General features: G+C 73.4%; 9 protein-coding genes. 5 read left to right on the forward strand and 4 right to left on the reverse strand.

What is annotated here, in order from left to right; all coding sequences use genetic code 11:
- A partial coding sequence (locus DW299_RS16130; RefSeq protein WP_136037179.1) for an acyltransferase family protein occupies positions 1-1228 on the reverse strand: 1228 nt, incomplete at its 3' end.
- A gap of 126 nt (positions 1229-1354) precedes the next feature.
- On the opposite strand from DW299_RS16130, the gene DW299_RS16135 reads away from it, so the two are divergent.
- The 4 genes from DW299_RS16135 (at position 1355) to DW299_RS16150 (ending at position 8060) form a co-directional block, all read left to right on the forward strand.
- Entirely contained in the window at positions 1355-5932 is a 4578-nt protein-coding gene (locus tag DW299_RS16135; RefSeq protein WP_136037180.1) for an ATP-dependent helicase, read from the forward strand.
- Between the two features lie 56 nt (positions 5933-5988).
- A complete protein-coding gene (locus DW299_RS16140) occupies positions 5989-6798 on the forward strand; it encodes an EI24 domain-containing protein (protein ID WP_136037181.1) in 810 nt (269 codons plus the stop codon).
- Positions 6798-7571: a DNA-formamidopyrimidine glycosylase family protein gene (locus tag DW299_RS16145; RefSeq protein ID WP_136033144.1), complete on the forward strand. Its 774-nt coding sequence runs from the start codon at positions 6798-6800 to the stop codon at positions 7569-7571. The genes DW299_RS16140 and DW299_RS16145 overlap by 1 nt, the downstream gene beginning before the upstream one ends.
- A gap of 81 nt (positions 7572-7652) precedes the next feature.
- Positions 7653-8060, forward strand: a complete 408-nt coding sequence (locus DW299_RS16150; RefSeq protein WP_136033147.1) for a DapH/DapD/GlmU-related protein — start codon at positions 7653-7655, stop codon at positions 8058-8060.
- 52 nt (positions 8061-8112) lie between these two features.
- On the opposite strand, the gene DW299_RS16155 is transcribed toward DW299_RS16150, so the two are convergent.
- The 3 genes from DW299_RS16155 to DW299_RS16165 form a co-directional block, all read right to left on the reverse strand.
- On the reverse strand, positions 8113-9681 hold the full coding sequence (locus tag DW299_RS16155; protein ID WP_168443170.1) for a metallophosphoesterase: 1569 nt from the start codon (positions 9679-9681) through the stop codon (positions 8113-8115).
- Positions 9682-9824: 143 nt separating this feature from the next.
- Entirely contained in the window at positions 9825-10484 is a 660-nt protein-coding gene (locus DW299_RS16160; protein ID WP_136037183.1) for a LuxR C-terminal-related transcriptional regulator, read from the reverse strand.
- Entirely contained in the window at positions 10477-11709 is a 1233-nt protein-coding gene (locus tag DW299_RS16165; RefSeq protein ID WP_136037184.1) for an ATP-binding protein, read from the reverse strand. The genes DW299_RS16160 and DW299_RS16165 overlap by 8 nt, the downstream gene beginning before the upstream one ends.
- A 114-nt stretch (positions 11710-11823) precedes the next feature.
- On the opposite strand from DW299_RS16165, the gene DW299_RS16170 reads away from it, so the two are divergent.
- The coding region (locus DW299_RS16170) for a PspC domain-containing protein (protein ID WP_136037185.1) at positions 11824-12489 on the forward strand (666 nt) is incomplete at its 3' end.

Genomic DNA, 12489 nt, shown 5'->3' on the forward strand with positions numbered 1-12489 from the left:
GGCCGCGCTCGACGAGGGCCTCGGCCGCCGAGGCGTCGTCATGGCCGATCGCGATGCCCGCGCTCGCGACCGCCAGCACCCCGACCACGAGCGCCGGCAGCACGACGTGTCGACGGGGAAGCGGCGGATGCACGCGCAGGCCGCGCCGGAAGGGTGTCTCGACGAAGGCGTAGGAGAGCGCGGCGACGAGGATGGACAGCGCCGCCGTCACGACCGCGACGAGCAGTGGCTGCGCCGCGAGCGGAGTGGCCCCCAGGATCAGCAGCAGCGGCCAGTGCCACAGGTAGACCGCGTACGAGCGCTCGCCCAGCCAGGACAGCGGGGCCGCATCCAGCACACGGCCGAGCGGCGGCACCGTCGCCGCCGACCAGATCAGGCCGAGAGCGGCGAGGCTGGCCAGCGCGAGGCCGCCGTGCGCGGCAGCGGGAGATGCGTCCGACAGCACCACGGCGAGCGCGACCAGCACGCCGAGCGAGGCGACGCCGAGAGCCGTCCGCGCCACGGCCTGCCGACCGGTGGCCATGCGCACCTCTCCCGCTCCCATCCCGACGGCGAGAGCGACGCCCAGCAGCAGTCCGAACGCGTGGGTGTCGGTGCCGAAGTAGGCGCGGGTCGGCGATCCCAGCGGCGGCGCCGACAGCAGCACCATCGCCCCCGCTGACAGCACGGCCAGCACGAGGGCGAGGACGACGACGGTGCGGCGACGCCAGCGCACGACCACCAGCAGCAGGACCAGCAGCAACGGCCAGATCAGGTAGAACTGCTCCTCGACCGCCAGCGACCACAGGTTGGTGAACAGGTCGGGCTGGTCGGCTTGGAAGTAGTCGCCGTCCGCGGCGATCGCCAGCCAGTTCGAGCTGAACGTGAGAGCGCCGATCAACTGACGCCGGATGCCCGACAGCAGGTGCGGAGCGACCAGGAAGGCGAGCGGGATGCAGACGGCCAGCACGAGCGCGAGTGCCGGCAGGATGCGTCGGGCGCGCCGCGCCCAGAACGCGCCGAGCGACACCCGGCCGGTGCGCGCGCGTTCGCGCAGCAGGAGTCGGGTGACGATGAAGCCGCTCACGACGAAGAAGACGTCGACGCCGATCAATCCGCCGGGCACCGCAGCGGGGAGGAGGTGGTAGCCGAGGACGGCGACGACGGCCAGGGCGCGCAGTCCGGTCAGCCCGGAGACGCGAGAGGAGGGGGACGCCGAGGCGGCGGAGGAGGAGGCGAGGAGAGGCATGAGGATGTCACTTCGATTCGGACGGTAACACGCTAGACGTTACCCGGTATTCCTGAGTGCGCCCCTGTCGCGCCGGGGCGAGCGCCCGTCGGCCCCAATGTCGGCGGCGTCCACGAAGATGGGGGGATGAGCGATGTGCTCGAACGCTTCACGCCCGCCACCCAGGACTGGTTCCGCGGCGCCTTCACCGCGCCCACTCCCGCTCAGGCGGGGGCGTGGGAGGCGATCTCGGCGGGCAAGCACGCGCTCGTGGTCGCGCCGACGGGCTCCGGCAAGACGCTGTCGGCGTTCCTCTGGGCGATCGACAGCGTGTTCCGCGAGCGCGCCGAGGCGCCCGTGGACGCAGACTCCGGGCGCACGCGCATCCTCTACATCTCCCCGCTGAAGGCGCTGGGTGTCGACGTCGAGCGCAACCTGCGGTCCCCGCTGATCGGGATCGGGCAGTCCGCGCGGCGACTGGGGCTCGCCGCCCCCGCGGTCACGGTCGGGGTGCGCTCGGGCGACACCACCTCCAGCGACCGGCGCAAGCTCGTGTCCGACCCGCCCGACATCCTCATCACCACACCCGAGTCGCTGTACCTGATGCTCACCAGCCGCGCCGGGGAGACCCTGCGCGACGTGCACACCGTGATCATCGACGAGGTGCACGCCGTGGCAGCCACCAAGCGTGGCGCGCATCTGGCGGTCAGCCTGGAACGCCTCGACGCGCTGCGGGCCGCGCACGGCAACGAGAAGCCGGCGCAGCGGATCGGGCTGTCCGCCACCGTGCGACCCATCGACGAGGTCGCGCGGTTCCTCGGCGGAGCCGACCCGGTCGAGATCGTGGCCCCGCCGGCGTCCAAGACGTTCGAGCTGGGCGTGGTCGTGCCGATGGACGACATGACCAACCCGCCGCCGCCCCCCGGTGCGCCGCCCGAGGCACCGGGGATCGACGCGGAATACACCGAGGTGACCGGTTCGGTGTGGCCGCACGTGGAGGAGGCGATCGTCGACCGCATCCTCCAGAACAACTCGACGATCGTGTTCGCGAACTCCCGCCGCCTCGCGGAGCGGCTGACGGGACGCCTCAACGAGATCTACTCCGAGCGGATCGGGGTCGCGCTTCCCGACGCGTCCGTGCCCGCGGCGATGATGGCGCAGGCGGGGGCGACCGCGGGAGCGGATCCGGTGCTCGCGAAAGCCCATCACGGTTCGGTGTCGAAGGAGCAGCGGGCGCAGGTCGAGGAGGAGCTGAAGTCGGGCGTGCTGCGCTGCGTCGTCGCGACCAGCAGCCTGGAGCTGGGCATCGACATGGGCGCGGTCGACCTGGTGATCCAGGTCGAGGCTCCGCCGTCCGCCGCGTCCGGGCTCCAGCGCGTCGGGCGCGCCGGGCACCAGGTGGGCGAGATCAGTCGCGCCGCCCTGTTCCCCAAGCACCGCGGCGACGTGCTGCACACGGCGATCGTCACGGAGCGCATGCTCGCCGGCAAGATCGAGGCCATCCAGGTGCCGCGCAACCCGCTCGACATCCTCGCGCAGCAGACCGTGGCGGCGAGCGCCCTCGGTGCCATCAGCGTCGAGGAGTGGTTCGAGACCGTGCGGCGGTCCGCGCCGTTCCAGTCCCTTCCGCGCTCGGCGTACGAGGCCACGCTCGACCTGCTCGCCGGCCGCTTCCCCTCGGACGAGTTCGCCGAACTGCGGCCGCGTCTGGTGTGGGATCGCGACGCGGGCACGCTGACCGGTCGCCCCGGGGCGCAGCGCATCGCGGTGACCAGCGGCGGCACGATCCCCGACCGCGGGCTGTTCGGGGTGTTCGTCGCGGGCGAGTCGACCGGGGCGCGGGTCGGCGAGCTCGACGAGGAGATGGTGTACGAGTCGCGCGTGGGCGACGTGTTCACGCTCGGCACCACGAGCTGGCGCATCGCCGAGATCACGCACGACCGCGTGAACGTGATCCCCGCATACGGCCAGCCGGGCAAGGTGCCGTTCTGGCACGGTGACGGGATCGGCCGGCCGTTCGAGCTCGGTGAGGCCCTGGGCGCGTTCTCCCGCGAGGTCTCCTCCGCCTCGCCGGAGAAGGCGCAGCAGCGGCTGATCGAGGCCGGGCTCGACGAGCAGGCGCGCGCCAATCTGATGGCGCACCTGACCGAGCAGCGCGAGGCGACGGGCACCCTCCCGACCGACCGCACCCTCACGGTCGAACGCGGTCACGACGAGGTCGGCGACTGGCGCGTGATCCTCCATTCCCCGTACGGCATGAAGGTGCACGCGCCCTGGGCCCTCGCGATCAACGCGCGGGTGCGCGAGCGGCTGGGCGTCGAGGGCTCCGCCGTGGCGAGCGACGACGGCATCATCGTGCGCATCCCCGACGCCGAGGCCGAGCCGCCCGGCGCCGAGCTGTTCGTGTTCGACCCCGACGAGCTGGAGCAGCTGGTCACGCAGGAGGTGGGGGGTTCGGCGCTGTTCGCCTCCCGGTTCCGCGAGTGCGCGGCGCGGGCGCTGCTCATGCCCCGCACGAACCCCAACCGGCGCACGCCCCTGTGGCAGCAGCGGCAGCGGTCGGCGCAGCTGCTCGAGGTCGCCCGCCGGCACCCCACGTTCCCGGTGATCCTGGAGACGCTGCGCGAGGTGCTGCAGGACGTGTACGACCTGCCGTCCCTGCGCAAGCTCGCGACCGCGATCGGCGACCGCCGCGTCCGGCTCGTGGAGACCCAGCCCGGCCAGCCCTCCCCCTACGCCCGCGACCTGCTGTTCGGGTATGTCGGCGCGTTCATGTACGAGGGCGACTCGCCGCTGGCCGAACGCCGGGCGGCCGCCCTCTCCGTCGACCCTGCGCTGCTGGGCGAGCTGCTGGGCACGGTGGAGCTGCGGGAGCTGCTCGACCCCGACGTGATCGCGCAGTTCGAGCGCGAGGCGCAGCGCCTCGACCCCGAGCGGCGGGTGCGCGGTCTGGAGGGCGTGGCCGACCTGCTGCGCATGCTGGGCCCGCTCGACGCCGACGAGGTGTCGGCGCGACTCGACCCCGACTCGACCGCCGGCGCCAGCGCCGCGACGCTGCTGGATGAGCTGATCGGCGCCCGCCGTGCCATCCCGGTCACCGTGGCCGGTGTCGCCAGGGTGGCCGCGATCGAAGACGCCGGTCGGCTGCGCGACGCCCTCGGCGCGGCCCTGCCCACGGGGATCCCGGTCGCGTTCCTCGAGCCGGTCGCCGATCCCCTGGGCGACCTGGTGGCGCGGTACGCCCGGACGCACGGGCCCTTCACGACCACGGCGGTCGCGACCCGGTTCGGTCTCGGCGCCGCGGTCGCCCGGCACACGCTGCAGCGCCTGGAGACGAACGGTCGTCTGACCAGCGGCTACTTCCTGCCGACCGCGGCGGGCAGCGGCGACGACCTCGAGTGGTGCGACACCGAGGTCCTGCGACGGCTGCGCATGCGCTCGCTCGCAGCGATCCGCGGCTCCGTCGAGCCGGTGTCGCCGGAGGCCTACGCGCGATTCCTGCCCGACTGGCAGCACCTCGGTCGGCCGCTGGAGGGCATCGACGGCGTGCTCACCGTGATCGAGCAGTTCGCGGGTGTGCCGATCCCCGCGAGCGCGTGGGAGTCGCTCGTGCTGCCGTCGCGGGTGCGCGACTACTCCCCCGCGATGCTCGACGAGCTCACGGCCGCGGGCGAGGTGATCTGGTCGGGCCACGGCACGCTTCCGGGCCGCGACGGCTGGGTGTCGCTGCACCCCGTCGACCTCGCCCCGTTCACGCTTCCCGAGCCCGACTCCGAGATCGCCGCGGACTCCCTGGAGGCCCGGCTGCTCGACGCCCTCGCCGCGGGCGGCGCCTACTTCGCGGCGCAGCTGAAGGACATGTCCGGAGCCGAGAACGAGCAGTCGGTGCTCGAGGCGCTGTGGGCCCTGACCTGGTCGGGGCACGTGACGAACGACACCTTCGCGCCCATCCGCTCGCTGCTCGCGGGCGGGTCGCAGGCGCACAAGGTGAAGCGGCGTGCCCCCCGCGCGCGCACCTACCGCGGGATGTCGCTCACGCGCACGGCACCGCGGCCGACCTCGATCGGCGGACGCTGGTCTCTGCTGCCGGCGATCGAGACGGATGCCGCGCGACGCGCCACCGTGACCGCCGGGCTCCTGCTCGACCGCTACGGCGTGGTGACCCGCGGCGCGGTGCAGGCGGAGGGCGTGCCCGGCGGTTTCGCCCAGGCGTACCGCGTGCTGGCGGGCTTCGAGGAGGCGGGACACTGCCGCCGCGGTTATGTGATCGAGAAGCTCGGCGCCGCGCAGTTCGCGGCCTCGGCGACGGTCGACCGGCTGCGCACCTACGCGGGGCTCGCGGATCCGCCGCCCCGCACGGCCGTGACCCTCGCGGCCACCGACCCCGCGAACCCCTACGGCGCCGCGCTCGGCTGGCCGAAGCTCGACGGCGTGTCGCACCGGCCCGGGCGCAAGGCCGGCGGTCTCGTGGTGCTGGTCGACGGCGCGCTGGTGCTGTCGCTCGAGCGCGGCGGGCGCACGGTGCTGTGCTTCACCGACGACCCCGAGGTGCTGCGCGCCGCGACCGCCGACCTCGCGGCGACCGCCCGCGACCGCCGCCTCGACACCCTCACGGTGGAGAAGGTCAACGGCGAGGGCGTCTACGGCACCGAGCTCGCGGCCGCCCTGCAGGAGGCCGGGTTCGTGCAGACGCCGCGGGGGTTCACGCTCCGCAAGGCCGTCTGAGCACTCCCGCGCGCTCGTCGCCGCCACCCCGCCCGCCCGACACCTACCCTGGAGCCATGGTCAGAGAGTTCAGCGCCGGCGTCCGCACCCTGTTCCGCGGCTTCGGTGTGTGGCGCACGCGCCCGGGGCTCATGGCGCTCGGGCTGATCCCCGCGGTGATCGCCGTGATCGTGCTGGCCGCCGCGATCATCCCGCTCATCATCGGGATGCCGTCGATCTCGTCCTGGCTGACGCCGTTCGCCGACCGGTGGGACGAGCCCTGGCGCGGTCTGCTGCGCACGGCCGTCGGTCTCGTGGTGGTCGCGGCCGCCCTGGCCCTGGCCAGCTCGGTGTTCAGCGCCCTCACCCTCACGATCGGCGACCCGTTCTACCAGCGCATCTGGCACGCGGTCGAGGTCGACCTCGGCCACCCGCCCGCGACGGACGGCGGCGGGTTCTGGACCACCGTCGGCGAGGGCCTGCGGCTGGTGGTCCTCGGCATCCTGATCGCGCTGCTCGTGCTGGTGCTCGGCCTGATCCCGGCAGTGGGCGGCGTCCTGGCCCCGGTGATGGGCGTGATCCTGACCGGACGGCTGCTGGCGCGCGAGCTGACCGGGCGCGCGTTCGATGCGCGTGAGCTCAGCCCGTCCGACCGCGCTGTCCTGTTCTCCGGCAGCAGGGCGCGCGTGCTGGGCTTCGGCGTCGCGACGCAGCTGTGCTTCCTGATCCCCGGCGGCGCGATCGCGGTGATGCCCGCTGCGGTCGCCGGGAGCACGATGCTCGCCCGCGACATGATGACCCGCCGGCCCCTGCCCGCGGCGACCGCCCCGTCCGACGCCGCCGCTCCGCCCGCCGTGACGCCGCCCTCACCGGACGGGAGGCGCTGATGCCCGAGGGCGACACCGTCTTCCGCACAGCACGGCGTCTCGACGAGGCACTGGCGGGTGCCGAGGTCACGCGCTTCGACCTGCGCGTGCCCCGCTTCGCGACGGTCGACCTGACCGGACAGCGCGTGCACGCGGCGGTGCCGCGCGGCAAGCATCTGCTGCTGCGCATCGGTGACAGCACGCTGCATTCCCATCTGCGCATGGACGGCGCCTGGTTCGTGTACCGCGCCGGCGAGAGGTGGCGGCACCCGGCCTTCAAGGTGCGCGCGATCGTGGGCACCGCCGAGCGTGAGGCCGTCGGCGTGGACATCGCGGAGGTCGAGGTCGTCCCCACCCGCGACGAGGGTGAGCTGGTGGGCTACCTCGGACCGGATCCGCTCGCCGCGGACTGGGATGCGGCCGAGGCCGTGCGACGACTCGGTGCCGACACCCGCAGCATCCACGTGGCGCTGCTCGACCAGCGAAACGTGGCCGGGTTCGGGAACGAGTACGCCGCGGAACTCCTGTTCCTGCGCGGAATCCTCCCGACGACGCCGACGGCGGACGTCGATGTGGCCGCGCTGCTCGACCTGGGTGTGCGCACCATCCGCGCGAACCGCGACCGCCGCCACCGCACCTTCACCGGCATCGATCGTCCGGGCCAGGGGACATGGGTGTACGGACGTGCCGGACGCCCGTGCCGCCGCTGCGGCACCCTCATCCGACGGGGCGAGCAGGGTGCCGATCCCACCCGCGAGCGCATCACGTTCTGGTGCCCGCGCTGCCAGCGCTGAGCCGCATCCATCCGGGGGAATGAAAACACCCCGCCCGTGGTTGTTGATATATCCGGAGAACTCCGGAACACGGGAGGAATCGTGGGCAAGAACTACGTCGACATCGAGAACGACCACGGGGCGACGCTGCGGTACCGCAAGCACGCCAACGGTCGGGGTCTCGTCGCGCACGGCGCGAAGGTGCACCCCAAGGCACACATCGAGGCGGGCGCCTACATCGAACCCGGCGCGCGCGTCGGGGCGGGAGCCATCATCGCGCGCGGGGCGTGGATCGACGAAGACGCCGTGATCGGCGAGGGCGCGTACATCGACGCGCACGCGCACGTGGGACCGGGGGCGGCGGTGGGCGACCACGCGCACGTCGGCGTCCGCACCGACATCGGACCCGGCGCCCGCATCGTGCCCGGCGCCCGCATCGGCGACGACGAGACGGTCGCCGCCGGCCTCACGGTCGCCACAGATCAGAAGGGCCTCTGGCTGGCCGCCTGACCGCGACTCGGGCAGGGCCGGGCCGCACCGGGCATCACCGCCCGGCGGCCGGTCACTCGCCGTCGGACGAGGATCGCCGACCCGTCATCACGAGGTCGAACGTGCTGCTGTTCGTGCCCAGGTAGTTCACGTGGACGGAGGCGGCCACGACGTTCTCGCCGTCGTGCAGCAGGCCCCGCGGCACGGTGAACGTCACGGGGTCGTCCGTGGCGTTGTCGGTCGAACGCCCGACGTCTGCGAACGTCTCACTCGTGGGCTTCTTCGACGCGAGGTGCGAGGTGCCGATCAGGGCGCCGTTGACCCAGACCGCGACGCCGTCATCGGCCCTCGTGCTCACCGTCACCGTCGACAGCTCCTCGACGTCGTCCAGCTCCACCGTCTTCCGGAACAGCATCGCCCGCGCGCGGTTCTCCGGCGGCGGGCCGAGGTCGATCGGCGTCTGCACGCCCTTGCCCCACCCGAGCGGGGCCGTGCCGGTCTGCCAGTCGTCGTCGTCGAACGCCGCGCTCTTCCACCCGCGCGGCCACGCGCCGAGCTCGTTCCACACCTTCCAGTCCGACCCGCCGCGCAGCAGCACCCGGTCGTCCGTCGGCGTGAGGTCGAGCGGGAGCGTGAAGCGGCCGTCGTCGTCCTTCTCGTACTGCCGCAGCGTGGGCGAGTACGTGTGGGCATCGACCGTGCCCGCGGCGGGGTCGACGGTGTAGTACCGCAGCCACCCGTCGCCGCCGTTGGCGCGGCCCTGGTAGTTCGACAGGATCTGCGGCACGGGGCGCCCGCACGCGTTGAGGTCGCTGCGCCGCGCCTCGCCCGCGTCTCCCACCGCCCAGTGCCCGTTGACCACCATCGCGATGGAGCAGTTCTGCGAGATGAAGTCCCGCCACAGGTCGACCTCGGTCACCGGGGTCACGTCGGTGCGCTCGGTGGCGGTCGACCGCGCGCCGCCCGTGGTGATGAGACCGTGGACGGCGAGGATCACCGTCCGGTCGGGGTGCGCGTCGATCACGCGCTGCGCCCACTCCAGTGCGTACGCGGGCGTCTCGTACTCGAGGCTGAGCAGCAGCAGCTTCGTGTCGCCCACGGTCAGCAGGCTGTAGTTGTCCTTGTTCTGGCGGTCGATGCCGTCCTGGCCGAACTGGTCTTGACCGAGGTACCCGCCGTACGACACGGTCGCGCTGTTCCAGGTCGCATCGGCGTAGCGGCTCGGCGGGAAGTACTCGTCGTACGTGCTCGACTCGCCCGTCGTCACGTCGAGGTCGTGGTTGCCCGGCAGCACGGAGCTGGGCACCCCGGCGTCGTCGAGGATCGCCATCGCGCGGCTCGCGCGCTCCCACTGGTGCACGTCGGGCCAGGAGTCGACGAGGTCGCCCACCTGGATCACGAACTTCGTGTTGAGCTGCTCACGGGTGTCGACGATCCACTGCGTCTGCGCGTTCAGGCTCTGCGCGAGCTCGTCCGAGACGGTGTACTTCTGCGTGTCGGGCAGCACCACGATCGTGAAGGGCTCCGGGCGCTCGCGCTCGTCGTTCCCGGCGCTCGTGATCGCCGCCGGGGAGGCCAGCACGAGTCCCCCGAGCACGGCGAGCACCCCGCCGAGCACCCGCACACCGCGGCTCCTGCGCATCGCAGAGCGCATCTCCCCACCCCCGTTCGCCGTCGATCCCCACGATCGACCGCCCGCCCTCTCCGTCCCACAGCGGAGGTGCATCCAGGGTCACAGGTCGGACGCCGAATGCACAACGGGCAGTATGACAGGACCACGCCCGATCAGAGCAGTCGGCGCTCCGACGCCCACGCGGTGAGCTCGTGCCGGGACGACAGCTGGAGCTTGCGCAGCACCGACGACACGTGCGTCTCGACCGTCTTGATGGAGATGAACAGCGCGGCGGCCACCTCCTTGTAGGCGTAGCCGCGGGCGATCAGCCGCATGACCTCCTGCTCGCGCGCCGACAGCCGATCGAGCTCATCGGTCGCGGTGGCCGTCTCCCCGGCGACCGCGCCGAACGCATCGAGCACGAACCCGGCCAGGCGCGGCGAGAACACCGCGTCGCCCTCCGCGACCGCGTGCACGGCCGCGCTCACCTCGCCGCCCGACGAGCCCTTCGTGATGTAACCGCGGGCCCCGGCACGGATCACCCGCACCACATCGGCGGCGGCATCCGACACGCTCAGCGCGAGGAACCGCGTGCTCGACGGCAGCGATCCGCGGATCACCGCCTCTCCCCCGGTCGCGTCGTCGCCCGCACCACCGGGAAGGTGCACGTCGAGCAGCACCACGTCGGGCTGCGTCTCGGCGATCACCGCGACCGCGGATGGCACGTCCGCCGCCTCGCCCACCACGGTCACGCTCGCGTCGAGGTCGGCGCGCAGCCCGGAGCGGAAGATCGAGTGGTCGTCGACGATCACGACGCGGATGCGGTCAGCCACGGGTCTCCTGTCCGAGCGGGGTCCGGTCCTGCGCGGGAACCGCCGGCAGGGTGAGGTGCACCTCGGTGCCGCCGTCGTCGCTGCGCACCGCGCCCGACCCGCCCGCCCTGCGCATGCGGCCGATGATCGACTGGCGCACGCCCAGGCGGTCGCCGGGCACGTCGTCGAGGCGGAAGCCGCTGCCGCGGTCACGCACGTACACGTCGACACCCCGCGCGCTGCCCTCGATGTACACCGCGACCTCGCCGCCCGCATGCCGTGCCGCGTTCAGCATCGCCTCGCGGGCGGCCGCCGCCAGCTCGCCACTCGCCCGCTCCGCGGACAGCCCAGCCGACACCACCTCGATGCGCACCGGGTGGTCGAGCTCGAGCGCGGCGGCGTAGTCGCGCAGGTCGGTGGACAGGTCGCTGTCGGCCGGGGCGTCGCCGTCGTACAGCCAGGCGCGCAGCTCGCGCTCCTGCGCGCGGGCGAGCCGGGCGGCCTCGCTCGATGCGCCGGCGCGGTTCTGGATGAGCGCGAGCGTCTGCAGCACGGAGTCGTGCAGGTGCGCCGCCATCACGCTGCGCTGCTCCTCCCTGATGCGCCGGATGCGCTCGCCCGCCAGCTCGCGCCACCGCGGGATCAGGGACGACGCGACCACCGCGATCAGCCCGCCGAGCGGCAGCAGCGCCAGGGCCACCCCGGAGCGGGCGATGGGCCAGGACAGCAGCAGCAGTGAGACGAGCCCGAGGAGCAGCACGGCGAGGATCCGCACCCACACGGTGTGCCGGGGGCCGCGGGCCGTGTCGGTGCGGTCGATCAGCGTGGCCCAGAGCCCGGCGGCGGTGGCCCCGAGGGCGGTGCCGCCGACGACCACGGCGGCGACCGAGGGCGGGATCGACCCGTCGAGCGCCTCGCTCCCACCCCGCCACACCACGATCACGAGGGCGCCCACCGCGGCCGGGGCGAGCAGCAGCCACGCGACGGGAACGCGACGGGTGGGCGCGGCCTCCCCCTCCGCCCACGGCATGAAGGCCCAGCACCACGCATACAGCAGCACGCCGGCGCCGCCGCAGAGCGTGAGCGCGAGGAACAGCGCCCTGACCATCCACGCGCGCACACCCAGGTGGCGCGCGAGCCCGGCGCTCACCCCGGCGACCAGGCAGTCGCGGTCGCGCGCCAACGGCGGCCGCGTCGACACGGGGACGCGACCGGCGGGCGCGGGGGCGGACGCCGAGGAGGACATACCGTCATCCAATCATCCGTCGCGCCGTCCGGGGGCTCCCCGGACGCGGAACCAGGGTCCGCTCAGGGGTTCCCCCGATGGTCGCCCGGCCGCGGCGGACGGCAGGATCGACGCATGACGATTCCGACCGCTCCCCCGCCGCCCGCCGATCCCGACACCCCGGTCGACGGCGCCGCACCCTCCGGACGCACCGCTCCCCGCGGCGCCGAGCGCTTCCTGCTGTGGGTCGCCGGTCTCGGGGTCGCGCGCTCCGACGGGTGGCTCGGCGGCGTCGCGGCCGGCATCGCCGCACGGCTGCGCATCGACCCGCTGATCGTGCGCGGGGTGCTCGTGGTGGCCGCGCTGTTCGGACTGCCGGTGATCTTCCTCTACGCCGTCGCCTGGGCGCTGCTGCCCGACACCGACGGCCGTGTGCACCTGCGCGACCTGCTGGAGCGCCGGTACGAGCCGGTGCAGCTGGGCATCCTCGCGATGGCGATCGTCGGCCTCCTGCCCACCGCACCGCTCACCGGGCGGCTGTTCGGGCTGGGCTACGAGAGCTGGTCGGCACTGTCCCTCTTCAGCTGGATCGTGGGCCTGGTGCTCGCGGCCGGCCTGCTCTTCCTGATCGTGCGCGCTGCGAGCCGCACCCCGGGCGCTTCCGCGCCGGACCTGCCGATGGCTTCCGCAGGTCAGGCGGCCCCGGGCGCGTCCGCCCCCCTCGCGGGTTCGGGTCCCGCCGAGGGGGCGGACGCCACCTCCGTCCCGCCGTCGACGCTCGACTCCGCGGCGGCGACCCCC

It is taken from the genome of Microbacterium sp. K35 (assembly GCF_004794375.1).
Taxonomy (GTDB): domain Bacteria; phylum Actinomycetota; class Actinomycetes; order Actinomycetales; family Microbacteriaceae; genus Microbacterium; species Microbacterium sufflavum.

What these genes read in the sequence shown, in the direction of transcription:
- DW299_RS16135 (WP_136037180.1), top strand. Translation starts at nt 1,355, where the DNA reads ATGAGCGATGTGCTCGAACGCTTCACGCCCGCCACCCAGGACTGGTTC.
- DW299_RS16165 (WP_136037184.1), bottom strand. Translation starts at nt 11,709, where the DNA reads ATGTCCTCCTCGGCGTCCGCCCCCGCGCCCGCCGGTCGCGTCCCCGTG.
- DW299_RS16145 (WP_136033144.1), top strand. Translation starts at nt 6,798, where the DNA reads ATGCCCGAGGGCGACACCGTCTTCCGCACAGCACGGCGTCTCGACGAG.
- DW299_RS16140 (WP_136037181.1), top strand. Translation starts at nt 5,989, where the DNA reads ATGGTCAGAGAGTTCAGCGCCGGCGTCCGCACCCTGTTCCGCGGCTTC.
- DW299_RS16155 (WP_168443170.1), bottom strand. Translation starts at nt 9,681, where the DNA reads ATGCGCAGGAGCCGCGGTGTGCGGGTGCTCGGCGGGGTGCTCGCCGTG.